This window comes from Rhodanobacter sp. Soil_C_14, from assembly GCF_057657335.1.
On the sequence record NZ_JBDGIQ010000004.1, the window covers coordinates 164,369 to 187,261 of the forward strand.

The 22,893-nt window shown below is 64.5% G+C and carries 20 protein-coding genes; 11 read left to right on the forward strand and 9 right to left on the reverse strand.

Features of this window, described 5'->3' with window-relative positions:
• Window positions 1–105 precede the first annotated feature (105 nt).
• The 6 genes from htpX to AC3A56_RS11465 all read left to right on the forward strand — a co-directional run bounded on the left by htpX (window position 106) and on the right by AC3A56_RS11465 (window position 6,993).
• On the forward strand, window positions 106–999 hold the full coding sequence (gene htpX / locus AC3A56_RS11440) for a protease HtpX (protein WP_487770408.1): 894 nt from the start codon (window positions 106–108) through the stop codon (window positions 997–999).
• A gap of 159 nt (window positions 1,000–1,158) precedes the next feature.
• On the forward strand, window positions 1,159–3,027 hold the full coding sequence (htpG, locus tag AC3A56_RS11445) for a molecular chaperone HtpG (RefSeq protein ID WP_487770409.1): 1,869 nt from the start codon (window positions 1,159–1,161) through the stop codon (window positions 3,025–3,027).
• 13 nt (window positions 3,028–3,040) lie between these two features.
• The gene (locus tag AC3A56_RS11450) at window positions 3,041–4,558 is read left to right on the forward strand and encodes an ATP-binding protein (protein WP_487770410.1); all 1,518 of its coding nucleotides are present in this window, start codon (window positions 3,041–3,043) and stop codon (window positions 4,556–4,558) included.
• A complete protein-coding gene (locus tag AC3A56_RS11455; RefSeq protein ID WP_487770411.1) occupies window positions 4,558–5,223 on the forward strand; it encodes a response regulator in 666 nt (221 codons plus the stop codon). The genes AC3A56_RS11450 and AC3A56_RS11455 overlap by 1 nt, the downstream gene beginning before the upstream one ends.
• 79 nt (window positions 5,224–5,302) lie before the next feature.
• Window positions 5,303–6,400, forward strand: coding sequence for a S41 family peptidase (locus AC3A56_RS11460; RefSeq protein WP_487770412.1), 1,098 nt, complete (start codon window positions 5,303–5,305; stop codon window positions 6,398–6,400).
• Between the two features lie 272 nt (window positions 6,401–6,672).
• Complete coding sequence (locus tag AC3A56_RS11465; protein ID WP_487770413.1) at window positions 6,673–6,993, forward strand: helix-turn-helix domain-containing protein; 321 nt, start codon at window positions 6,673–6,675, stop codon at window positions 6,991–6,993.
• Between the two features lie 293 nt (window positions 6,994–7,286).
• Here AC3A56_RS11465 and AC3A56_RS11470 read toward each other — a convergent pair whose 3' ends face one another.
• Window positions 7,287–8,423, reverse strand: coding sequence for a DUF3800 domain-containing protein (locus tag AC3A56_RS11470; RefSeq protein WP_487770414.1), 1,137 nt, complete (start codon window positions 8,421–8,423; stop codon window positions 7,287–7,289).
• Window positions 8,424–8,474: 51 nt separating this feature from the next.
• The gene (locus tag AC3A56_RS11475; RefSeq protein WP_487770415.1) at window positions 8,475–9,317 is read right to left on the reverse strand and encodes an HNH endonuclease; all 843 of its coding nucleotides are present in this window, start codon (window positions 9,315–9,317) and stop codon (window positions 8,475–8,477) included.
• 203 nt (window positions 9,318–9,520) lie between these two features.
• Between AC3A56_RS11475 and AC3A56_RS11480 the strand changes: the two genes are divergently transcribed.
• A complete protein-coding gene (locus tag AC3A56_RS11480; RefSeq protein ID WP_487770416.1) occupies window positions 9,521–10,210 on the forward strand; it encodes a hypothetical protein in 690 nt (229 codons plus the stop codon).
• A gap of 457 nt (window positions 10,211–10,667) precedes the next feature.
• Here the strand turns inward: AC3A56_RS11480 and AC3A56_RS11485 are convergent, their stop codons facing one another.
• Together AC3A56_RS11485 and AC3A56_RS11490 are read right to left on the reverse strand one after the other, a co-directional pair.
• Window positions 10,668–11,522 carry a protein NO VEIN domain-containing protein gene (locus AC3A56_RS11485; RefSeq protein WP_200950237.1) on the reverse strand — a complete coding sequence of 285 codons (855 nt, stop codon included), beginning with the start codon at window positions 11,520–11,522 and terminating at the stop codon, window positions 10,668–10,670.
• A gap of 117 nt (window positions 11,523–11,639) precedes the next feature.
• Window positions 11,640–11,927 carry a hypothetical protein gene (locus AC3A56_RS11490; RefSeq protein WP_487770417.1) on the reverse strand — a complete coding sequence of 96 codons (288 nt, stop codon included), beginning with the start codon at window positions 11,925–11,927 and terminating at the stop codon, window positions 11,640–11,642.
• 274 nt (window positions 11,928–12,201) lie between these two features.
• Here AC3A56_RS11490 and AC3A56_RS11495 point away from each other — a divergent pair, with 274 nt between their 5' ends.
• A complete protein-coding gene (locus AC3A56_RS11495; protein ID WP_487770418.1) occupies window positions 12,202–13,674 on the forward strand; it encodes an amidohydrolase family protein in 1,473 nt (490 codons plus the stop codon).
• 128 nt (window positions 13,675–13,802) lie between these two features.
• On the opposite strand, the gene AC3A56_RS11500 is transcribed toward AC3A56_RS11495, so the two are convergent.
• Window positions 13,803–14,699, reverse strand: a complete 897-nt coding sequence (locus AC3A56_RS11500) for a LysR family transcriptional regulator (protein WP_056767491.1) — start codon at window positions 14,697–14,699, stop codon at window positions 13,803–13,805.
• 103 nt (window positions 14,700–14,802) lie between these two features.
• Here AC3A56_RS11500 and AC3A56_RS11505 point away from each other — a divergent pair, with 103 nt between their 5' ends.
• Window positions 14,803–15,672 (forward strand): aldo/keto reductase family oxidoreductase, encoded by an 870-nt coding sequence (locus tag AC3A56_RS11505; RefSeq protein WP_487770419.1) that lies wholly within the window; start codon window positions 14,803–14,805, stop codon window positions 15,670–15,672.
• 51 nt (window positions 15,673–15,723) lie between these two features.
• Here AC3A56_RS11505 and AC3A56_RS11510 read toward each other — a convergent pair whose 3' ends face one another.
• Both AC3A56_RS11510 and AC3A56_RS11515 read right to left on the reverse strand, forming a co-directional pair.
• Window positions 15,724–17,184 (reverse strand): serine hydrolase domain-containing protein, encoded by a 1,461-nt coding sequence (locus AC3A56_RS11510; RefSeq protein WP_056716761.1) that lies wholly within the window; start codon window positions 17,182–17,184, stop codon window positions 15,724–15,726.
• A gap of 80 nt (window positions 17,185–17,264) precedes the next feature.
• Window positions 17,265–18,185: an alpha/beta hydrolase family protein gene (locus AC3A56_RS11515; RefSeq protein WP_487770420.1), complete on the reverse strand. Its 921-nt coding sequence runs from the start codon at window positions 18,183–18,185 to the stop codon at window positions 17,265–17,267.
• A 156-nt stretch (window positions 18,186–18,341) separates the two neighbouring features.
• Between AC3A56_RS11515 and AC3A56_RS11520 the strand changes: the two genes are divergently transcribed.
• The gene (locus AC3A56_RS11520) at window positions 18,342–19,148 is read left to right on the forward strand and encodes an isocitrate lyase/PEP mutase family protein (RefSeq protein ID WP_487770421.1); all 807 of its coding nucleotides are present in this window, start codon (window positions 18,342–18,344) and stop codon (window positions 19,146–19,148) included.
• A gap of 85 nt (window positions 19,149–19,233) precedes the next feature.
• Here AC3A56_RS11520 and AC3A56_RS11525 read toward each other — a convergent pair whose 3' ends face one another.
• Both AC3A56_RS11525 and AC3A56_RS11530 read right to left on the reverse strand, forming a co-directional pair.
• On the reverse strand, window positions 19,234–19,794 hold the full coding sequence (locus tag AC3A56_RS11525) for an isochorismatase family protein (protein WP_487770422.1): 561 nt from the start codon (window positions 19,792–19,794) through the stop codon (window positions 19,234–19,236).
• A gap of 64 nt (window positions 19,795–19,858) precedes the next feature.
• On the reverse strand, window positions 19,859–20,311 hold the full coding sequence (locus tag AC3A56_RS11530; protein ID WP_487770423.1) for a MarR family winged helix-turn-helix transcriptional regulator: 453 nt from the start codon (window positions 20,309–20,311) through the stop codon (window positions 19,859–19,861).
• Window positions 20,312–20,534: 223 nt separating this feature from the next.
• Between AC3A56_RS11530 and AC3A56_RS11535 the strand changes: the two genes are divergently transcribed.
• Window positions 20,535–22,868: a TonB-dependent receptor gene (locus tag AC3A56_RS11535; RefSeq protein ID WP_487770424.1), complete on the forward strand. Its 2,334-nt coding sequence runs from the start codon at window positions 20,535–20,537 to the stop codon at window positions 22,866–22,868.
• Window positions 22,869–22,893: the final 25 nt, after the last annotated feature.

Here is a 22,893-nt window from a genome sequence, read left to right on the forward strand (position 1 = left end):
CGGCGCATCTTAAATGCCGCTCCGGACCCTTGAAAGCGCGCCTTGCCGCCCCGAATCTTCGACCATCCACCATTCCCCTTCATGACTGCCACAAGAGAGACAGCCATGCGCCGCATCGCGCTATTCATCGCCACCAACCTTGCCGTCCTGCTCCTGCTGAGCATCGTCTGCCGCCTGTTCGGCATCGACCAGATGGCCGCCGCCCGCGGCTACGGCGGCATGGGCGGCCTGCTGGCCTTCGCCGCCGTGTTCGGCATGGGCGGCGCCTTCATCTCGCTGGCGATGTCGAAGATGATCGCCAAGTGGTCCACCGGCGCCCGGGTGATCGAGCAGCCGCAGAACAAGACCGAGCGCTGGCTGGTCGACACCGTGCGTCGCCACGCGCAGAACGCCGGCATCGGCATGCCCGAGGTGGCGATCTACGACGCGCCGGAAATGAACGCGTTCGCCACCGGCATGACGAAGAACAGCTCGCTGGTGGCGGTGAGCTCCGGCCTGCTGCAGCAGATGGATCGCGAACAGGTCGGCGCCGTGCTCGGCCACGAGATCGGCCACGTCGCGAACGGTGACATGGTCACGCTGACCCTGATCCAGGGCGTGCTGAACACGCTGGTGATCCTGGCCGCCCGCATCGTCGGTCGCGCCGTCGACAGCTGGATGAGCGGTGGTCGCGACGAGAATCGTGGCGGCGGTGGCATCGGCTACTTCGTGGTGGTGATGGTGCTGCAGGTGGTGTTCGGCCTGTTCGCCTCGATGATCGTGGCCGCGTTCTCGCGCTGGCGCGAGTTCCGCGCGGACCAGGCCGGTGCGCAGTTCGCCGGCCGCGGCGCGATGATCTCCGCCTTGCAGCGGCTCAAGGTCAACCATGGCGAAAGCACGCTGCCGAACACTATCGCCGCGTTCGGCATCTCCGGCCCGCTGGCGGAAGGCTTCAGAAAACTGTTCATGAGCCACCCGCCGCTGGACGAGCGCATCGCCGCGCTGCAGAAGGCCGGCTGATTGCAGCTTTACTCCCTCCCCTGCTTGCAGGGGAGGGCTGGGGTGGGGTGCTCTTGAGCTTGTCTTTGGAAGCCAAGGTCAAAAGCGAACCCCCCCCAACCTCCCCCTGCTAGCAGGGGGAGGAATCATTTCGTCAACGCAACTCTGGAACATCCACGCATGAACGCACCCGCCGAAACCCGCAAGTTCGAAGCCGAAGTCGCCCAGGTCCTGCACCTGGTCACGCACTCGCTGTACTCGCACAAGGAAATCTTCCTGCGCGAGCTGATCTCCAACGCCTCCGACGCCTGCGACAAGCTGCGCTTCGAGTCGATCGCCAACCCGGCGTTGTCGGCCGGCGACAGCGAACTGCACATCGACGTGAGCTGGGATCCGGATGCGCGCACCGTCACCGTGCGCGACAACGGCATCGGCATGACCCGCGATGAAGTCGTCGCCAATATCGGCACCATCGCCAGCTCCGGCACGCGCCGCTTCCTGGAAGCGATGAGCGGCGAGCAGAAGGCCGACGCGCGGCTGATCGGACAGTTCGGCGTGGGCTTCTATTCCGCCTTCGTGGTGGCCGACAAGGTCACCGTGATCACCCGTCGCGCCGACGCGCCGGCAGGCGAGGGCGTGAAGTGGGAGAGCGACGGCAAGGGCGAGTATTCGCTGGAGCAGATCGAGCAGGCCGATCGCGGCACGTCCGTCATCCTGCACCTGAAGGCCGACGAAGACGAATTCCTCAAGCGCTGGCAGCTGCGCTCGCTGATCACCCGCTACTCCGACCACGTCGCCTTCCCGATCCGCATGCCCAAGGAGAAGGACGACAAGCCCACCGACGAATTCGAAACCATCAACGCCGCCTCGGCGCTGTGGACCAAGCCGAAGTCCGAGATCAGCGACGAGGACTACCAGAGCTTCTACAAGTCGCTCGGCCACGATTTCAACGACGCGCTGGCGTGGACGCACAACCGCGTCGAAGGTAGCCAGAGCTTCACCACCTTGCTGTACCTGCCATCGCAGCCGCCGTTCGACCTGATGATGGGCGGCCGCGACGAACGCAAGGGGCTCAAGCTCTACATCAAGCGCGTCTTCATCATGGACGCCGCCGAAGAGCTGCTGCCGAACTACCTGCGCTTCGTGCGCGGCGTGGTCGACGCCGACGACCTGCCGCTCAACGTCAGCCGCGAAATTCTGCAGCACAACCGCCAGCTCGACCGCATCAAGGCCGCCTGCGTCAAGCGCGTGCTCGACCTGATCGAGAAGCTGGCCCGCGACGAACCGGAAAAATTCCAGACCTTCTACAAGGCCTTCGGCAATACGCTCAAGGAAGGTATCAGCGAAGATGCGAACAACCGCGAGCGCATCGCCAAGCTGCTGCGCTTCGCCTCCACCAAGGGCGACGGCACCGCGCAGAATGTTTCGCTCGATGACTATATCGGCCGCATGGCCGTGGGCCAGGACGCGATCTGGTACATCACCGCCGACAGCTACGCCGCCGCCTTCGGCAGTCCGCAGCTGGAAGCGTTCAAGGCCAAGGGCATCGAAGTGCTGCTGATGTCCGACCGCATCGACGAATGGATGATCGGCAGCTTGAGCGAGTACGAAGGCAAGAAGCTCAAGAGCGTGGCCAAGGGCGACGTGCCGCTGGACGAAGCCGACAAGAAGAAGCAGGAAGAGGCCACGAAGGAAGCCGAGCCGCTGCTGAAGAAGCTCAAGGAGCTGCTGGGCGACCGCGTGGGCGAAGTGAAGGTGTCGGCCCGCCTCACCGATTCACCGTCCTGCCTCGCCCTTTCCGATTACGAAATGGCCCCGCACCTGGCCCGCCTGCTGCGCGAAGCCGGCCAGGACATGCCGGAGTCCAAGCCCACGCTGGAGATCAATCCGCAGCACGCGCTGGTCAAACGCGTCGAGACGGAAGCCGACGAAGCCAAGGCCCGCGACCTGGCGACCTTGCTGCTGGAGCAGGCGGAGATTTCCGCCGGCGCCCAGCTGCCCGACCCGGCGGCCTTCGTGCAGCGGATGAACCGGGTGTTGCTGGGCTAAGGCGCGCTGCAATTTGCCGAGAAAAGCCCGCCCGTCGGCGGGCTTTTCCTTGGCGGAACCCGGGCGCAACCGGGCACCTTGCCTCCATCCCCGTTCTCCCCTAGCGTGCGCCGACGGTCTCGGGGATCAAGCGGTGAAAGTGTCGATCGGCAAACGGCTGTTCTTCGCGGTACTGCTGGCCTTCCTCGTGGTGGCAGGAATCGGCGTGGAGCTGGTGCGCTGGAAATTGTCGAACCGCGCGCCACGTCCCTCGACCGATATGCAGGAGGTCAGTGGGCTGGTGGAGCAGCTGTCCGCCCGCTATCGGAAGCACGGCGACTGGTCGTTTCTGCCGGCCAGCCCCGATCAGCGCCGACGCTGGTTCCTCGACCGCGCGATGGCCGCCGAAGCGGATGGCACATCGGTTGCCCGTGACCGGGCATCCCCCAACCTCGACTACCGCATCGGTTTGCTGGACGTTCGCCGACGCCATCTCGCCGGGGTCATCGCGAGTCCGGCACTGGTGGCGATCGCCTCGATCGATACCGTGCAGCGATCGATCGTCGTCGACGGCGTCGAGGTGGGCTATCTCGTCGTGGCCAGATCGCAGAACCCGGACGACGACCTGGCCATCGCGTTTCTGCTGGAGCAACAGAAAAACCTGCTGCTCATTGCCGCCATCGGCGTGTTGCTGAGCGCGCTTGCTGCCGCCTTGCTGGCAGCGCATTTTCGCAAGCCGATCCGGCAACTGGTCGACGGCACGCGTCGGCTGGGGCAGGGGCATTTCGACGTGCAGCTGCCAACCCGGCGCAGCGACGAACTGGGCGAGCTGGCAGCCACGTTCAACCGGGTCGCCGCCAGGTTGAAGGACACCGAACGCTGGCGCCAGCAATGGGTCGCCGACACCTCGCACGAACTGCGCACGCCGCTATCGGTGCTGCGCGCACAGCTGGAGGCGCTGCAGGACGGCATCCGCGTCGCCACGCCCGAGACCGTCGCGCTGATGTTGCAGCAGGTGCTGTCGCTGACCGCGCTGGTCGATGACCTGCATGAACTGGCGCGCGCCGATCAGGGCCAGCTCCAGTACGACAAGGCGATGGTGGATGCTTGGGCCGCGGTGACGGACGTGTTCGCGAGCTTCGGCGAAAAATTTCGGGCGGCCGGGCTCACCGCGTCCGTCGGCGCCGCGCCGTCGTCGTCCACGGTGCTCGCGGATGCGACGCGGCTGCGCCAGGTGCTCGTCAACCTGTTCGAAAACAGCGTGCGCTACACCGACGCGGGTGGGCGCATCGAAGTCGGTGGTGAGCGGTTCGAACACGAGTTGCGCATCACCATCGACGACTCGGCACCCGCCGTTCCAGCCAGCCTTGTCGAGCATCTGGGTGAGCGCTTCTTCCGCGTCGAGCCATCGCGCAACCGGCAGTTCGGCGGCACCGGCCTGGGCCTTGCATTGAGCCGACACATCGTCGAAGCGCACGACGGCCGCCTGAGCTTCGCCGCCTCCGCGCTCGGCGGCCTGCGCGTCATCATCGTGCTGCCGCTGGAAGGTTAATGAGCGCCACCATCCTCATCGTCGAAGACGAAAGCGAACTTGCCGCGATCGTGGCCGACTACGTCAGCGCGGCCGGCTACCAGGCGCAGGTGATCGGCGATGGCAGCGTCGCACTGGCCAGTATCCGGCATCACGTGCCCGACCTGATCGTGCTGGACCTCATGCTGCCGGGCCTCGACGGTCTGTCGCTGTGCAGGACGGTGCGCGGGTTTTCCGCGGTGCCGATCATCATGGTCACCGCACAGGTGCAGGAGATCGACCGGCTGCTCGGTCTGGAAACCGGCGCCGACGATTACCTGTGCAAGCCCTTCAGCCCGCGCGAGCTGGTCGCGCGCATCAAGGCCGTGTTGCGTCGCTCGGGTCCGGCAGCGGCACGCACGCCACTGCTCGAAGTCGATGCCGATTCGCGTACGGCGCGTATCCACGCGCGACCGCTGGAGCTGACGCCGACCGAGTTCAGCCTGCTGGCTGCGATGGCCAAACGCCCGGGCACGATCTTCTCGCGTGCGCAACTGCTCGACCTCGTCAGTCGCGACAACCTTGAAGTCACCGACCGCGCGATCGACAGCCACATCAAGAACCTGCGCCGCAAGCTCGCCGTGCACCTGCCGGAGGTCGACGTGATCCACTCCGTCTACGGGCTCGGCTATCGGCTGGAGCTCTGAGCCGCTTCCATAATCTCTCCACATTCCTTCGCCACCCTGCGCTCGTCGATTACCGACGAACCTGACGAGGAATGCACAGATGAGCAAGCACAGGAAAACCGCAACACGCATCGCCGCGCTGGCCGGCGCCGTCGCGCTGACCGGCGCCGGTCTGGTGCTGTTCGGCATGCCCGGCCACGCGCAATCCGGGCCGCCACAGAAAGACATGACGGTCGACAAGGCCATGCGCAGCGAGGTGGTGGAAAGCATCATCGCCAACCTGAATCAGTCCTACGTCTTTCCGGACAAGGCCGCCGCGATCGGCAAGAGCCTGCGCGCCCAGCTGCAGCACGGCGACTTCGATGCGATCACCAGCGCCGACAAGCTCGCCGACAAGTTGACCGAGACACTGCAACACGGCAGCAACGACAAGCACCTTGAAGTGCGCTACTTCGAACACGCGATCGCCCAGGGCGACGACCAGTCCGACTCCGCCGAGAACAAGGCCGCCGAGTTGGCCGAAGGCAAGCGCTTCAACTTCGGTATCAACGGCGTCGATCGCCTGCAGGGCGACATCGGCTACATCGACCTGCATCAGTTCGGCCGGCCGGCGATGGTCGCCACCCGCATCGCCGCCGCCATGACCCTGATGAGCGACACCGGTGCCCTGATCATCGACCTGCGCCACTGCGGCGGCGGCGATCCGGAAAGCGTGATGCTGTTTGCCAGCTACCTGTACGACAAGCCGACCCATCTCAACGACGTCTACTGGCGCGACGAGAACCGCACCGAGCAGCGCTGGACCACGGCCACCGTTCCCGGCCCCCGCTACGGCCAGGCGCGCAAGGTCTACCTGCTCACCAGCAGCGACACGTTCTCCGGCTGCGAGGACTTCGCCTATGCGCTGAAGAACAACCAGCGCGCCACCCTGATCGGCGAAACCACCGGCGGCGGCGCCCACGGCGGCGCCCCGCACCGGCTGGCTGCGCACTTCATGATGTTCGTTCCCTCCGGACGCCCGATCAGCCCGGTCACGCACACCGACTGGGAAAATGTTGGCGTGGTGCCGGATGTGCGCTCCTCGGCGAAAAATGCGCTGGACGTGGCGCAGGTGGTCGCGCTGAAGGCGTTGATTGCCGGGGAGAAGGATGAGGATTGGCAGGAAAAGCTGAAGCACCGTTTGAAGGACTTGGAGTGAGCTGATCGGACACTTGCTGCGGTGATTCAGTACCATCGTCGCCCTTTCGTACCTGACCGCGATCCCGGCGAAAGCCGGGATCGCTTGATCTCCCCCATCGTCATCGCGGCGAAAGCCGGAGAAGCTTTAAAACAGCGAAGCTGGTAATCGCACTTGTCCTTGTCGTTCGTAGCCAGGAGCTTTCGTCCGCCTTCGGCGGACATCAGGTAACTGCTCCTGCGTTGCCTCAACTCGGGCATCCTTGCCCTCGCCCGAAATTGTCGAGATAGGTCATGACCAACAAAATCCGCACGAGCCGCATTCTTGCCGAAGTCCACGGGACGGCTACGGGCCTGCACCAGGCCGGGGTGATCAGCAAGCGCCGCATGCACGAGTACGACGCACTGAGCCATCTCGCCGTACCGGTCATTGGCGCGAGCAAGATCAAGCTGATCCGCGAGAACTCGAAGCTCAGTCAGGCCGTCTTCGCCGCCGTGCTCAACACCAGCGTTTCCACCGTGAAGAAGTGGGAAATCGGCGAGAAGAAACCCAGTGGGCCTTCGCTGAAGTTGTTGGGCCTGATTGATCGCAAGGGGCTGGAGGCTGTTCTCTAAAGGGCGCTCGTACGTTTCACCCGCGCCGCTTGATTGGGTGGTGTTGCCTGCATGGTGGGAGTGGCTCTTCCCCTGCGGTTTGCGAAATACCCTGTTGCTGATTCAAGAAGAGCCTGCCATCCGGCGGGATTTTTTCTCCGCATTCCTGCGTTTAAGAGCCGGGGATGGAAGCCGGCCCCCCACGACCCACCCAATTCGTCATCCCGGCGAAGGCCGGTACACCGTCGCTCCGACCCCTGTTCCGCGCGATAGCACCTGAGTAGGTGCGCCGTTCGCTTTTGCCGTCCCGGTGCTTACAAGCGGTCAACGATAACCATATCCTCGATCTGATCACTTTGGGTGCCAAACCTTTCGAGGAAGGCACGAGCGAACCGGTCCTTAGGCTTGTCACTCGTGCGATCAGGGTCGTGATTGAGGTAGCGATTGAGGCTGCCAATGAAAAGATCTGCCAACTGGATAAAGTCGATCTTTTTTGAGCTGATTACCTCAACACTGGAAACCTGAAGCGCTCCGCCAAACTCTGATTGGGATGCTGCCTTTAGGCGCATCAATAGGTTTGCGGTCATCAATTTATCTCTTGACTCCTCTTCTGAATCTTTCCAAATACTGATTGCGCGAGGCAGCTCAGCCCGGCCACTTTCGTGTTCGTGAGTGACACCTCGGACCAAAAGATGAAAGAAGAGATCGTCTAGAGCGCGCGCAGCATCTGAGTGACCACGGCGACGGACATAGATCGCTCGAAAGCTCACAGACGCGGATCGAGCGTAAAGAATCTCAAGGACTTCGAAGTGGCGCTCAACGTTGCCACTGTGGATCTCCGAAAAATGTAGCTCATGGTTAAAGCCGGTCACCTCACGCCAAGCTTCGAGTGTCTCTGCTAGTTCAGTGACATCCAGGCCGGCCAGAAACCACAAGCTTCCGACGAGCAAAAATTCATCGGTCTTACCACTTTCATCCGCGTAGACCGTTAGCGTCGGAAAGCCAGGTTGGTCATTTCGTTGACGCTCCCGCTCACGCTCTTCCCGAGTACCTCGACGCTGCCGGACCTCATCAGTTGCCTTGAAGAGATGGTATTCGTTCTGAATCTTGGCACGAGCGCGTGTGATGTCGGTCAATCGGCTCAAACAGTATAGATCTTCCAATGCAACGGAAGAGCCAGATACCCACTGATAGTCGAATGTTTTCCAGTAAGTGACTTGCAACCGAACATCTGAATTTCGCGTAGCTGGGTGATGATTTAGAACCCAAGCCACCCTCGCGGTGAGGGTGTCGGTAATATTGCCGGCCAATTTTTCGAGAAGTACAGCGCGCTCCTTCGCAACCTTCTCGGCTTTCCTTAGGGCTTTTAACAGGACCGCTGGATCCTGAGGCTCCCCGCCTGAGCCGTTTTCGTCATCGCTGAAGTCTTCGACTGACGCATCCGTTGCCATTGTTTGTTCCCCCTGCAGCGAAAAACTGGGCCAGAGTGCACTTAGGAGCGGTTACGCAGATACCGCCTTTCGACAGAATAGCGTCCGATGGTGCGCAAGGAATGAAGCCTGCTCCGGCCGGAACCGAGCAACGCGTTTATCTGGGTCGATAGACCACTTGTCGAGTACCTCACGCGAAAGCGATGAATGCACGCGCATCTGACCATCATCTTCAAAAGTGATGAACTGCTCGTCGAACAACGCATCGACATGCGGTGAGAGAAGCAAGCCGTTGTAACCGCTGAGGCGTTCTGGGTTGGAGGCTTCGCGCCAGGGTTTGATGTGGCTGGCGATCAGCAGGCGGGTATCGGTGACGCCGGTGACGCGGCATACCGGGTCGAGCAGGATTACCTGCTTGCGGAAGAAGCCTTGGCCAACGCGAGCCCGGGTGAGTTGCAAGCGCTGTGTTTCCGGGATCGATGCATCCGTCTCGAGGCGGTGGATATCATCCAGCACATAAGCATTGGGTTCGTGGTCGATTGCATAGATAGGTAGTTGATCGAGTTCTCGTACCTCCGGCATATCCAGCAACGCCATCAGTATTTGTCCGAGCGCATCGGAGATACCTGCGAGATAGCAGTTCTGGACGCCATCGCCGGTTCTCTTCGAGAGAGGTGAGTAGCGATCTGGAAGCGCCTGCACCACAGACTCTATGTGTTCTTTGGGTACTAGCGGACGGTTTGCGTCTTTGAAGTCGACCTCTACGAACCAGCCCTCATGAGCCCAGTAGTCGCCCACGTTGCCGAATTCAGGCGGTTTAGGACTGGGCGAGGCAGCAACAGTGACACGGCCGACGGCGCCGACGCGGCCATTGGCATACGAGAACACCACGTCACCAGGCCGAACGAGCTTCATGTTCTCGTAGGTTTAGTTGAACGCGCCGTTCGTGTTGCGGTAGGGCGACCACAGATAGCCGCCACGAACCTCGTGGTCGCGTGTCTGTTTGTGGTTGACCCACCAGTAAGCCATGCCATCTCCCCCGCACCAGGTTAACGGAAAAGAGGCGAGTAAGCAGGGAGCAGCGTGATCTGCTCTCGCGGTGTACCGGACGTTGCGCCATGATGGGATTGCCGAAATCTCCCGCAGGGACGCATATGACGAGCGAATCACTTACGTACGCACTGATTGAAAGAGAGATCGATCAGTACGTCAAGGACGTCAGGGATGACAAGCCGGGCTTGGTGGAACGTTTGGCGTTGGGAACGACGATGGTGTCGTGGCTACCGTTGCTGCTTGCGACCCAATTCGCGAAGTCTCGGACTGCGGCGTTTGCCCTCGGTGCATGCGCTGTGATCTTGCTGGTCGTGCTGGGAGTCGGCGTGTTTTGTTTTGTCCGACGTGAGTGGCGGACGTTCCATCGCGGGCACGACAAGTTGTCTCGCGAGCTGGATCGGGACTATGACCAGTGGCGAATGCTGGTGGCTAATATGAGGCATTTCCCAAGGGTCGAGCTGGCGCGTCGACTTCGCTACTTGAGCGCACGGAAGTCGTCCCTTTCGTATCGGATGGGGCTCTTCACAGGCAGTGTGCAGCGTCTAGGCATCTTGCCACTATTGGCGATTCTCTACCTGCAGCTCAAGGACTGGCGCTTTGGCGATTGGCAGGCACTAGCGCAGGTACATGTGGTTGGCGGTCTGCTGCTGTGGGCGCTTTTTCTGGTCTATCTTCTCTCGTGGTGGCTGGTGGGGCTGGGTACGCGCTGGGATGCCTATGAGGCGCTCCTGATTGAAGCGGCGTATGAGGAATGAACCATTGCTGGTCGGTATCCTTCTCGGCACGCCAAGCTTTCTTCTCCGCGACCCGAGCAAATAGCTCCGCAGCCCGAGCTTTTTACTCGGTGCGTCGAGTTCGCCCGTTCGGTCGGTCGAGCTTTTTCCTCCGCAGCCCGGGCAAATAGCTCCGTGTCCCGAGCTTTTTGCTCGACGCGTCGAATTCAGGTGCTCGGTGTGCCGGGCTATTTTCTCCAACCGCCGAGTTGCTTTCTCTACCGATTGAGCTTTGTTCTCGGCGCTCCGAACAAATAACGCCGAAGTTCGAGTTCTTTCTTTGCCCTTCGGATTTGCCAACTCGGCGTGCCGCGGTGGGGCTGGAACGAAGGAAGTTAAACGCGCTCTAGGTTTGCATTTCGCTGGAGTCGGTAGCCCAATGCGTCGCAAGACTCAGGCAAACAAGGGGCCTGGTGCACTGTTGATGCTCTGCCCGCGACTAGCTGGTCAGCTGTGCTAGATAGGACACCGGGTCCAGTTGGCAATGTACGGCGATGGCGCCGGGCAGGTCGAACAGGCGGGGGCGCTCGCGAAAGTCGAAAAGGCGGTACAGCCGATAGGATTCGGCATCGGTCTCCGAACGTGCCAGTTCGTTTCGGCTGACGAAGAAGGGTGTCAGTTCGCCGAAAGACGTGGTCTTTACCTCGATCAACCGCTCACGACCGTTTTCCTCAAAGGACAGTACGTCGTAGCCGAGGCCATCACCCTGCGTGGCTGAGACGTGTTCGACGCGTTCGCTCAGCGACTTCATGCCGGCTGCGTATAGACGCCGGGCTTCAAGTTCCATCACGAACTGCTCGCCGGCGAGACCCAACGAACGATTGCGTGCCTCTTGCGCCAGATAGTCACGTTTGGCCGGAGAAAAGCGAGCCGCGTAGCCTGCGGGCGATTCCCTTACTTGGGTTGCTGCTTTTGGTATGGGAACCCAGATGGCTGTCGGGTTTTCAATGGACGCGACAGTCGCGGGACGTTCGACGGCAGCTTGTACTGCGTCCTGCAGGGCGATATTGCTCTGAAGCTGGGATTCCACCACTTCCATCAGCAATAGTTGGTAGTTCGCCAAGCTTTTGTAGCCCGTGACCGTTGGCCAGCCAAGTTCATTCATGACCGCACTGATGTTGCGGAACTTGTATTCAACGGATGAATTGCTTCTGCCATCCAGCCGCTGCACTAACTCGTGGATGCGATTGGACTTGTTGAACTGCTGCCCGTTGAGTTCAAGTGCGAGCATGTGCAGATAGTCGGCCACACAACTCTCCACCTCCAATCGCGACCAGTCTTCACCCGTTGCCATGCCTCGGCTCCCGCCATGCCCATTGATGTGCGGCCAGGTTAGGGCAAAACGGAACCTGTGGTGCGCTTTTCGCAATGAGGTTTGTATTGCCACGTGCAGGTGAAGCGGAACCTCGTCTCAACGCCGAGTTGAGAGGCGCTTCGGGACTAGCGTGAGCAGCCAACCAAAGGCATAGAGCAACACGAACGTCGGCCCCGCCAGATATAGATAAGCCTCAGGCCAAGACAGCCTGGCCAGCGCCGGACCGAATCCCAGCCCAGCCGCCAGGCTGCCTTGCAGGGCGATCGGGATTTGCGCGAAGACGAATTGACCCTTGGGGTCGCCGTGGGCGGCCATGGCACATCCCAGGCAGACGAGGATGGCCAGCAGGTAGGAGAGGCAGAGGGCGGTGCCGATCTTGCTCATGGGCTCTCGGGCTTGAGGGGAGCGATGCGCTTCAGCCTTCCGGATGAAGTCGACGGATGCCCGCGATGGTGGCGGATGGTTGCGGGGAGCAGCGTAATACAGCAATGGCTGGTGGGGAGGTTAGCGCAACGGCTCTGCGGCGACGGTGCCAGTGCACTGCTGTCCAGACACGACTGCAAATTGGTCAGGCGCACTTCCGCATGTGTCGGCTAGCGCGGATACTCGGCTGGATGGCAAGCGGGGGCTTGCAGCGTTTCACTCTGGGGAGCTGACCATGCACGGTTTGTCGATGGATCGTTCGCGCACGGTGTTGGCCGTCGCGCTTTTGCTGGCGGGCCTTGCCCTGGCCACGCCATCCCGCGCGGCGATGCCAACGCTGGCGCCGCAGGTGCAGGCCTACGTCGCGCATGCACAGCCGCTGCTGGCGATCACGCATGTGCGGGTGATCGACGGACATGGCACCGGTGCGAGGGAGAACCAGACGGTGCTGCTGCGTGACGGGCGCATCGCGGCGGTCGGGCGCCACGTGGATGTGCCCAAGGAGGCGACGGTGATCGACGGCAGCGGGCAGACGCTGATGCCCGGCCTGGTCGGCATGCACGACCACATGTTCTATCCGGCGCCCAGGGTGAATCCGGCGTCGAAGGAGTTGCTCGCGCCTGAGCAGGCGTCGAGTTTCCCCAAGCTGTACCTGGCTGGCGGAGTCACCACGATCCGCACCACCGGCAGCGTGGAGCCGTATACGGATCTGGCGTTGAAGAAGGCGATCGATGCCGGCCTGATTCCCGGACCGAAGATGCACACGACCGGGCCGTATCTGGAGGGCAAGGGCAGCCTGATGCCGCAGATGCACGAGCTGGTCGATGCCGACGATGCGCGCAATACGGTGAATTACTGGATGGACGAGGGCGCGACCTCGTTCAAGGCGTACATGCACATCACTCGCGCCGAGCTGTCGGCGGCGATCGCGGCGGCGCATGCGCGCGGTATCAAGGTGACCGGCCACCTGTGTTCGATCGGGTTCACCGAGGCGGCGGATCTGGGTATCGACAACCTCGAACACGGCTTGTTCGTGGACACCGAGTTCAGCGCCGGCAAGCCGCCGGATGTGTGCCCGGACACGAAGGCGGCCAGCGCGCACCTGGCCACGCTGAAGGTCGACGGTCCGGAGATCCGGCAGTTGATCAGGCATCTGGTGGCGAAGCAGGTCGCGGTGACGTCCACGCTGCCGGTGTTCGAGACCTTCGTGCCTGGCCGCGCGCCGCTGGATGCGCGGGTGCTCGATGCGATGCTGCCGCAGGCCCGGGAGGAATACCTGAAGACGCGCGAGCACGTCGCGGCGATGAAGGATTCCCCGTGGCCGAAGCTGTTCCAGCTGGAGATGGCTTTCGAGCACGCCTTCGTCAAGGCCGGTGGCACCTTGCTGGCCGGTCTCGATCCCACCGGCTACGGCGGCGTGATCGCCGGCTATGGCGACCAGCGCGAGGTGGAGCTATTGGTTGAAGCAGGCTTCACGCCGGTGCAGGCCATCCAGATCGCCACCTTGAACGGCGCGCGTTTCATGGGCGTGGACAAGGAGATCGGTTCGATCGACGTCGGCAAGGCGGCCGACCTGGTGCTGGTCAAGGGCAACCCCGCGGACAACATCAAGGACATCGAGAACGTGGTGCTGGTGTTCAAAGATGGCGTGGGCTACGACCCGGCGAAGCTGGTCGAGGCGGCCAACGGTACGGTGGGGCTGCGCTGATCGCGTCGGTGCGTCCACCGACATTCGGGTGAATGTCATCCAGAGCGGATGGCATTCCGGCAGCAACGAGCGTTTCGCCCCGGAAGGCGATCCCAAGAATCGCGACGCGGGTTAGGCGTGACCGGGCATCAGCCTTCGCGGATGAAATCCACGAAGGCCCGCAGCGGCGAGGGCAGGTGACGCCGACCGGCGTAATAGAGCAACGGCCCGCTGAAGCGCTGGGACCACGGTTCCAGCACCGGCACCAGTGCGCCGCTGTCCAGGTGCGGCTGCAGCCAATCCTCGAACAGGTGGACGATGCCGAGTCCGTCGAGCGCCGCCTGCACGGCCAGATCGAAGGCCGCACCCGTGCGTACCTGCAGCGGACCGGACGGGTCGACGCGCACGATTTCGCCGTCGCGCTCGAACTCCCACAGCGGTACGGCGCCACCGGAAAACTGGCCGCGCAGGCAGGCGTGTTGCAGCAGGTCGCGCGGGTGTTCGGGCGTGCCGTGTGCCTGCAGGTAAGCGGGCGCGGCGGCGGTGACCAGGCGTTGCGTGCGCGGGCCGATCGGCAGCGCGATCATGTCCTGCGCCAGCCGCTCGTCGTAGCGGATACCGGCATCGCAGCCGCTGGCCATCAGGTCGACGAAGCTGTCTTCCACGATCACTTCCAGCCGGATCTCGGGGTAGCGCTTGAGGAAGGGCGTGACGATGCCGGGCAATACCGTGCGCGCCACGTTCGCCGGCACGTTGATTCGCAGCGTGCCGGCGGGGCGGTCGCGGAAGTGGTTGACCACGTCCAGCGACGCTTCCACTTCGGCCAGGGCGGGCGCGAGTCGTTCGGCCAGTCGCGCGCCGGCTTCGGTGGGCGAGACGTTGCGTGTGGTGCGATGGAGCAGGCGCAAGCCCAGCCGGCTCTCCAGCCGACGCACCGCCTCGCTCAATTTGGAGGCGGAGTCGCCGCCGCTGCGCGCCGCTTGCCGAAACCCGCCGGCTCGCAGCACGGCGAGGAACGCCTGGAGATCCTGCAACTCTGTCGCCATTGTCCCGTTCTCCGCACGACCCGTATGGATTGTGGCGGATTATCAGGAAGGCGTGGCCTTCCTATAGTTCATCCCGTCCCTTCATCCTCCCCGGAGAAACATCATGAGCAAGCTCGCACAGGCAGGCACGTTTTCGCTCGGCGACCGTACGGTCAACCGCATGGGTTACGGCGCCATGCAGCTGGCGGGGAAGGGCGTGTTCGGCCCGCCGAAGGATCACGCGGCGGCGCTGGCGGTGCTGCGCGCCGCGGTGGAGGCCGGCGTCAATCACATCGACACCAGCGACTTTTATGGACCGCACGTCACCAACCGGATCATCCGCGAGGCGTTGCACCCGTATGCCGACGAGCTGGTGATCGTGACCAAGGTCGGAGCGCGGCGCGGCGACGATGCGTCCTGGCGTCCGGCGCAGAGTCCAGCCGAACTGGTGCAGGCAGTGCACGACAACCTGCGCAACCTCGGCCTGGATGTGCTGGATGCGGTCAACCTGCGCGTGATGGGTGACGTGCATGCGCCCAGCGAAGGCAGCATCGAAGCGCAGTTCAGTACGCTTGCCGAATTGCGCCAGCAGGGGCTGATCCGCCACCTCGGCCTCAGCAATGCCACGGCCAGCCAGGTCGCCGAGGCGCAGCGCATCGCGCCGGTGGTCTGCGTGCAGAACCAGTACAACCTGGCGCATCGCGACGACGACGACTTCATCGACGCACTCGCCCGTCAGGGTGCGGCCTATGTGCCGTTCTTTCCGCTGGGCGGCTTCAGTCCGCTGCAGTCGCGGACGCTGTCCGAGGTGGCGGCGCGGCTGGAGGCCACGCCGATGCAGGTGGCGCTGGCGTGGCTGCTGGCCCGGTCGCCCAACATCCTGCTGATCCCCGGCACGTCGTCAGTCGCCCACCTGCAGGAGAACCTGGCGGCGGCAAGCCTGCGGCTGGGCGATGAGGTGATGGCCGAACTGGATGGCATCGGCCAGGCCTGATCCGGCTTCCGCTCTTCCACGACACGAACGAATGCGCCGCTTGTCGCGGCGCTAGCGGTTGTCCGGATCGGACTTCACCGCCAGGTTCAGCAGCTTTCCCTTCGCGTCCAGTTCCACCAGCATGATCCGCGTATCGCCTTCCTGGCCCACGCGATACACCGAACGCACGGCGCCGTCGTGTTCGCCACGCTTGATCAGCCGGAGCGGCGCGGCGTCCCACTTCGCGGGCAACTGGCTGCGCATGTCGGTCGCGTCGTTGGGGTCGAAGGCGTAGCCGGCGTCGGGGTCGAACTCGATGGCGAGGTTCTCGCCGGCCAGTATGCGTTGCAACACGTCGCGGGCGTGGGCGGCGATCTCGGGCTTGTCGTCCTTGATCGCGGGATTCGGCTTCGGCATCAGCGCCGGCTCCACCAGGCCGGCGATGACGTGGGACATGTAGACGGGGCTGGCGTGAGCGGCGTCCAGGTTGGTCAGCACCACCACGGTCAGCTTGTCGTCGACGTAGCGGTTGATGGTGCAGGTGAAGCCCTGCCACGCGCCGCTGTGCTGGATCACCCGATGGCCGTTCATGCTGTCGCTGGCCCAGCCGAAGCCGTAGTGGCTGGCGTTGGGCTGGCCGTCGTTGAGCACGAAGGGCGTCCACATCATCTCCAGCGATTTGCGGCTGAGCAGGCTGGTGCCGTACAGCGCGCGATCCCATTTTTCCAGGTCGACCACGTTGAAGTAGAGCGTGCCGTCCGCGGTGGAGTTGAGGCTGGGCGACACCCAGGTCTGGTTCTTCAGTTGTCCGCCGACGATCTGGTAACCGGCTGCGCGGCCGGGGATGATGTCGCGCTCGGAGATGCCGCGGGTGGAGATCATGCCCAGCGGCGCGAAGATCCGCTCACGCATGAAATCGCGGTAGTCCTGGCCGGTGACCTTGTGGATCAGCACGCCGAGCAGGGCGTAGTTGGTGTTGCGGTAGTCCCAGCGCTCGCCCGGCTTGAACTCGATCGGCAGGGTTTCGATCTTCTTCACCAGCTCGTCTTCGGTGAAGTCCTTGCGCGGGTCGAACAGGCCGCCGGGCTGCGTGCGCGAGGGATCTTCGTACTCGGCCAGGCCGGAGGTGTGCGACAGCAGGTTCTTCACCCTGATCGGCTTCCAGCTCACCGGCGCATCGGTGAAGTATCGGGTGATGCTGTCGTCCAGGCTCACCTTGCCCTGTTCCACCAGCATCATCACCGCGGTGGCGGCGAACTGCTTGCCGACCGAGCCGGACTGCATCAGCGTGGTCGGCGTGACCGGCGCCTGCCATTCGATGTTGGCCAGACCGTAGCCTTTCACCAGCAGCGCGTGGCCATCGCGATAGACGCCCACTTCGGCACCGGGAACATGCTGGCGCGCCATCTCGGCGGTGACATAGCGATCGATGGCGGCGATCTGAGCGGGCTTCAGCTCGGCCGCGGGTGCAGGTGCCGGCGTCGTGGCGCCGAGGAGCAGTGCGGCAAGCAGCAGGTTGCGCGTCAGGGACATGGTGGGTGCTCGTCGCCAGTGGTCGGGAGGATTGGCATTCTGACTGAAAGAGGGGGCGCATGAAGCGGCCTGGTGCACCGTTACTTCGGCAGCGACGCCAGCCACGCGAGCACGGCTTTCGAAAGTTCGATGCGCCGGTCGGAATAGGCGTGGTCGGTGGAAAGGTGCACGGTGGTGACGTGGCTGTCGCCGGCCTTGCGCAGATCCGCGGCGAACGCCTGGTTGTCCGGGGCGAGGCCGTCGTCGGAGGTCACGATGAGGGCGGTGCGGTTCTTCAGCGCGGCGACCTTCGCGGGGAAGGCCCAGCCCGCTGCGTGATCGATCAGTTCGCGCGCCAGGCCGTCCGGGGTGCAGCCGCTCAGCGGCGCCATGCCTTCGTTGGCGAGGCCGCTGGCCATGGCCTTGATGCCCGCGTTATCGCCGTCCTTGCGCACGAGCCGGGTGGCGTGCCCCGCCATGTCCGCTGCGGAAAGCGTGGCGAAGGCCTTGATCGCGGGATCGGCCGCGGCGGCCTGCACGGTCATGAAGCCGCCCATGCTGTGGCCGATCAGCACGATGCGCGCGGGGTCGAGCCGCAGCTTCCTGCCCACCTCGGGCTGGCGCAGGTAAGCCAGCGCCGCGGCGGTGTCCTCGATGCCGTGCGAAAACGAGAAGTCGCCCGGCGTGCCCCAGGAGCCGCGGTAGTTGAAGTAGAGAACGTCCCAACCGGCGCGGCGCATGTCCTGCGCCAGGTCAAGGTTGCGTTCGTTGCCGGGGAAGCCGTGCAGCAGGATCACCGCCGGATGCGGGCCGGTACCGGCGGCGACGTAGACCAGCGCATTCATCAGCGCGCCGTGGCTGGGGATCTGCATCGTCTCCATCGTCGCCCGCGTGTTGGCTGGCGCGGCGGATTCCAGCGGGGTGTCGGCGTGCTTCGGGGGAGCCTGTGCGTGGCACAGGCTCCATGCCACGCCAGCGACAAGGCAGGCGGCCAGCAACGTATGGATCGAGCGGCTGTTCATGCGTTTTCCCCCGGGTGGATGCAGCGGTTCGCGAAGCGTATTCCTTTCGCGGGCGATGCGGAGCGCCCCCGCGCCCTGCGGTGGCGAAGAGGTGTCATGGAGGCGGGCATCTGGCGTTACCCTTCGACTTCCCCAAGGCCAGTCACGGAGACCCCCATGTCACAGCACGCCACCACCTTCCGCCAGATGCATGGCGGCCCCGGACTCCTGCGCTTTCCCAATGCCTGGGATGCCGGCAGCGCCCGCCTGTTCGAGAGCCTCGGCGCACGGGCCATCGCCACCACCAGTGCGGGCGTGGCGTGGGCGCTGGGCTACCCCGATGGCGGAAAGATGCCGGCCGATGCGGCGATCGGCGCCGCCGTCAACATCGCGCGGGTATTGCGCGTGCCGTTGTCGGTCGACATGGAAAACGGCTATGCGGACGACGCAAAGACGGTGGGTGAAACCGTCCGCCGCCTGATCGACGCGGGCATTGCCGGCATCAACATCGAGGACGGTCGCGATGCGCCGGCGAAGCTTGCCGCGAAGATCGAAGCCATCCGGAACGCTGCCGCGAACGCCGGCGCGGACATCTTCATCAATGCCCGCACGGACGTGTTCCTGGCCAGCCTGGTCGACGCGCCGCAGCGGGTCGGGGAAACGTTGTCGCGTGGCGCGACCTATCGCGCGGCCGGCGCCGACAGCCTGTTCGTGCCGGGTCTTCGCGATGCCGGCGAGATCGCCGCCGTGGTGGAAGGCGCCGGCTTGCCGGTCAACCTGATGGCGTATCCAGGGCTGGCGCCGGCGGCCGAGCTGGAGCGGCTGGGCGTGCGGCGATTGAGCGCGGGCTCGGGCATTGCGCAGATGCTGTGGGGGCAGGCGGGGAAGCTGGCACAGGATTTCCTCGACAGCGGCCGTTCCGAATCGATGGCCGAAGGCGCGATGCCGTATCCGCAGCTGCAGGCCCTGTTCGCCGGCCGGTGAGCGCGGACGAAAGGGTCTGGAGTCCGGGCAGACGCCCGCCGGAGCGACGGGTTTCCAGCGGAATTTGCCGCGGAACCCGTCCGGGTTACCCGTGCGTGTCGAGCAGGTCGATGATTTCGCCGGTGCTGCCGGTTTCGCCCAGTCGCGGGAAGATGCGGGCGATGCTGTTGGCGTGGGCCTCGGCACTCATGTCGGTCATCGCGTCGACGGCGAGGGTGACGTGGTAACCCAGTTCGTGCGCCTGGCGCGCGGTGGATTCGACCCCGATGCTGGTGGCGATGCCGGCGAGCACGATCTGGGTGACGCCCTGCGCTTTCAGGTACGTGTCGAGGCCGGTGCCGGTGAATGCGCCCCAGGTGTGCTTGGTCACCACGTGATCCTGCGGCTGCCGACCCAGTTCGGGCACCAGCTCGGCCCAGTCGGCGGGCAGATCATCCAGGTTGCGCGGGCGTTCGGTCCGCCCTGGCGCGCCGCCGCTCACGTTGACCAGGATCACCGGCAGGCGGTGGCGGCGAAACGCCTCGGCGAGCGCGCCGGCATGGGTCACCACCTCGGCGGCCGGATGGGCGGTGGGATAAACGACGATGCCTTTCTGCAGGTCGATGACGATCAGCGCGGTGATCGGGTCGAGCGTGGTGATGGCCATGAGGGTGTCCTTGGGGAAAGCGGGCGCAGGTTTCGCGCAGGGGAGATGTGCTGCGGCCTTGCCGTCACGGCTCGACGAGACGCTTGAGCAGGTCGACGGCGCGGGCAAGCCGGGCCTGCTCCTTCGGCGCCAGCCGGGTCTGGATGGCGTGGAGCAGCCAGTCCTCCCGCGCCGCGCGGCTGGCCTTGACCAGCTTGCGGCAGGCGGGGGGCAGCGACAGCAGGGTTCGCCGCCCGTCGTCGGGATCGGGCGTGCCGCGCACCAGCCCGGCTTCCAGCAATGCCGCGACGTTGGCACCCATGGATTGCGGGCGCATGCCTTCGGCGTGGGCGAGCGCGGTGACGGTGGCGGGCCCGTCGCGCTCCAGGTGCCCGATCACCGACACCTGCGACCACGGCAGGCCGCCCAGGTTGATCTGTTCGCGCAGGCGCCGCCGCAGCTTGCCCACCAGCACGCGCAACTCGACGGCCGTCGCCATGGCATCGGCCGACGCCGGATTGACGGATGGCTTGTTCATCCGCGCAGTCTGTCAGATGGAAAGCCAAACTACAAAGGCAAACTTCATGAATGAATGGCGGTCGATCGACCGGGTCGGGGCCGCCGTGGATGCCCCTGGCCATCGGTGCCTGGCAGGCGGTAGTTCGCCAATTTGATATCAAAATATCATTGACACGACGATGTTAATGGAATAACACTGCGGATCGTGGGCTGTCCACGCGACCATCTCGGGGGAGAGAGTCATGGATTTTCGCTATCTGCAGCATGCTCGTCGGGGAATCTGCGTTGCCATCGCGGTGGCCCTGTGGTCGCCGCTGGGCATCGCGGCCCAGCCATCGTCGCCGGATGGTTCCGATGCCGGCGCGCCCGCGTCCGGCAGCACCCCGCCGGAGGATGCCTCGGGCGCCGGGGCGGGTCAGCAATCGTCACCGGCCTCCGCCAGCTCGGCACCCACCGACCTGGGCACGGTCATCGTGACCGCGAACAAGCGCAGCGAACGCTTGCAGGATGTGCCGATGGCGGTGTCGGCGCTGCAGGGCCTGCAGCTCGAACGCGAGAGCGCGGTCAACTTTGCCGACTACGCCACGCGGGTACCCGGGCTCAATGTGATTTCCAGCGGGCAGGGCAGGACCCAGCTGGTGCTGCGCGGCATCACCTCCGGCAGTGGCCAGCCGAACTCGACGGTGGGCACCTACATCGACGACGTGCCGTTCGGCTCCAGCACTGTGTATGCCGCCGGCAGCGTGCTGACGCCGGACATCGATCCGGCCGACCTGGAGCGCGTCGAGGTGTTGCGCGGGCCGCAGGGCACGCTGTACGGATCGAACACGCTGGGCGGGCTGGTCAAGTTCGTCACCACGCCGCCGGACGCCACCCGCGCCTACGGTCGCCTGCGTGCCGGCGTCAGCAGCGTCGAGGATGGCGGCACCGGTTCGGACGTGCATGCGATGTTCAACGTGCCGCTGGCTGCGGACAAGCTGGCCTTGCGGATCAATGCGTACGAACGCCACGATCCCGGCTATGTCGACAACGTCCTCACCGGCAAGCACGACGTCAACCGCGCCAAGGTGAGCGGCACGCGCGCGCAGTTGTTGTGGACGCCGAGCGACACGGTTTCGCTGCGCCTGTCGGCGCTGGCGCAGAACCTGGGCAGCGACGGTGCCGGCCTGGTCGATGGCGGCGTCGACGTCGATGCGCTGACGCTGAAGCCGATCCACGGCGACCTGCAGCAGGTGCGCTCGCCCGGCACCGGCCAGTTCCGGCTGAAGTACCGGCTCTACGACGCGTCGCTCAACGCGGACTTCGGCGGGGCGAAACTGTTTTCGTCGACCAGCTACGGCACGCTGGACATGAACTCCAACGCCGACGTCACGGCGGCCTACGGGCCATTGCTGAACCCGCTGTTCGGCCTGCCCAACGGTGGCTATTCGCTGGTCAACCCGATGACGCTGGACAAGTTCACCCAGGAATTGCGCCTGCAGTCGCCGGAGACGCAGACCGTGGAATGGCGCGCCGGCGTGTTCTACACGCGCGAAAAGACCACCGCCCACCAGAACATCCTGAGCTTCGATGCCAGCACCGGCGAACCGATCGCGCTGCCGACGCTGGCCGACCTGTCGATGGGGCCGGCGATCTTCACCGAGTGGGCCGCCTATGGCGACGTGACCTGGCACGCCACCTCGCGTTTCAGCGTGCTGCTGGGCGCGCGCTACAGCAGCGACCGCACCACCTACGCGCAAACCGGTGACGGGCTGATCCTCGGACCCACGCAATTCACCATCCGCGGATCGGACAACCCGACCACGTACCTGCTCAATCCCAGTTTCCGCTTCAGCGACGACCTGATGGTCTATGGGCGCATCGCCTCCGGCTTCCGTCCGGGCGGCCCGAATGTCGGCGTGCCGCCGGGGTTGGGCGCGCCGCTGACGTTCGGTCCGGACAAGCTGGTGAGCTACGAGCTGGGCCTGAAGGCCACCACGATGCAGCGGCGCATGACCTTCGACGTGTCCGCCTTCTACATCGACTGGAGCCAGATCCAGCTCACCGTCGTCTCCGGCGGCATCGGCTTCATGGGCAATGGCGGCAAGGCCAGCAGCCAGGGCGTCGAGGCGGCGTGGCAGTACGCGCCGGCGCGGGGCCTGCTGCTGTCGGCCAATGCCAGCTGGACCGACGCGAAGCTGGACGCGGACACGCCGCCGGGCCTGTTCGGCTACAAGGGCGATCGGCTGCCCTACGTGCCGAAGTGGAACGCCAGCGTCGGCGTGGATTACGACTTTCCGCTGGCCAGCGGCTGGTCCGGCTTCGTCGGCGCGGGTTATCGCTACGTGGGCGAGCGCAAGACCGATTTCGTCGCCGCGCCTGGTCCGCGCCGCGACGTGCCCGACTACGACGGCATCGACCTGCGCGCCGGCGTCAACTTCGGCAACTGGACGGTCAAGGCCTACGTCAAGAACCTGACCAACGAACGCGGCATCACCTCGCTGGCGTCGGAAACCACCGATCCCCACGCCAGTCCGTTCGCCGCCGTCTACGTGATGCCGCGCACGGTGGGCCTGTCCGCCAGCGTCGATTTCTGAGCATGCCCTTCCACCGAACCGTATC

Excerpts from the sequence above, each read along its gene's own strand:
- htpX (WP_487770408.1), top strand. The coding sequence starts at position 106 with ATGCGCCGCATCGCGCTATTCATCGCCACCAACCTTGCCGTCCTGCTC.
- htpG (WP_487770409.1), top strand. The coding sequence starts at position 1,159 with ATGAACGCACCCGCCGAAACCCGCAAGTTCGAAGCCGAAGTCGCCCAG.
- AC3A56_RS11455 (WP_487770411.1), top strand. The coding sequence starts at position 4,558 with ATGAGCGCCACCATCCTCATCGTCGAAGACGAAAGCGAACTTGCCGCG.
- AC3A56_RS11460 (WP_487770412.1), top strand. The coding sequence starts at position 5,303 with ATGAGCAAGCACAGGAAAACCGCAACACGCATCGCCGCGCTGGCCGGC.
- AC3A56_RS11465 (WP_487770413.1), top strand. The coding sequence starts at position 6,673 with ATGACCAACAAAATCCGCACGAGCCGCATTCTTGCCGAAGTCCACGGG.
- AC3A56_RS11470 (WP_487770414.1), bottom strand. The coding sequence starts at position 8,423 with ATGGCAACGGATGCGTCAGTCGAAGACTTCAGCGATGACGAAAACGGC.
- AC3A56_RS11475 (WP_487770415.1), bottom strand. The coding sequence starts at position 9,317 with ATGAAGCTCGTTCGGCCTGGTGACGTGGTGTTCTCGTATGCCAATGGC.
- AC3A56_RS11480 (WP_487770416.1), top strand. The coding sequence starts at position 9,521 with ATGATGGGATTGCCGAAATCTCCCGCAGGGACGCATATGACGAGCGAA.
- AC3A56_RS11485 (WP_200950237.1), bottom strand. The coding sequence starts at position 11,522 with ATGGCAACGGGTGAAGACTGGTCGCGATTGGAGGTGGAGAGTTGTGTG.
- AC3A56_RS11490 (WP_487770417.1), bottom strand. The coding sequence starts at position 11,927 with ATGAGCAAGATCGGCACCGCCCTCTGCCTCTCCTACCTGCTGGCCATC.
- AC3A56_RS11495 (WP_487770418.1), top strand. The coding sequence starts at position 12,202 with ATGCACGGTTTGTCGATGGATCGTTCGCGCACGGTGTTGGCCGTCGCG.
- AC3A56_RS11500 (WP_056767491.1), bottom strand. The coding sequence starts at position 14,699 with ATGGCGACAGAGTTGCAGGATCTCCAGGCGTTCCTCGCCGTGCTGCGA.
- AC3A56_RS11505 (WP_487770419.1), top strand. The coding sequence starts at position 14,803 with ATGAGCAAGCTCGCACAGGCAGGCACGTTTTCGCTCGGCGACCGTACG.
- AC3A56_RS11510 (WP_056716761.1), bottom strand. The coding sequence starts at position 17,184 with ATGTCCCTGACGCGCAACCTGCTGCTTGCCGCACTGCTCCTCGGCGCC.
- AC3A56_RS11515 (WP_487770420.1), bottom strand. The coding sequence starts at position 18,185 with ATGAACAGCCGCTCGATCCATACGTTGCTGGCCGCCTGCCTTGTCGCT.
- AC3A56_RS11520 (WP_487770421.1), top strand. The coding sequence starts at position 18,342 with ATGTCACAGCACGCCACCACCTTCCGCCAGATGCATGGCGGCCCCGGA.
- AC3A56_RS11525 (WP_487770422.1), bottom strand. The coding sequence starts at position 19,794 with ATGGCCATCACCACGCTCGACCCGATCACCGCGCTGATCGTCATCGAC.
- AC3A56_RS11530 (WP_487770423.1), bottom strand. The coding sequence starts at position 20,311 with ATGAACAAGCCATCCGTCAATCCGGCGTCGGCCGATGCCATGGCGACG.
- AC3A56_RS11535 (WP_487770424.1), top strand. The coding sequence starts at position 20,535 with ATGGATTTTCGCTATCTGCAGCATGCTCGTCGGGGAATCTGCGTTGCC.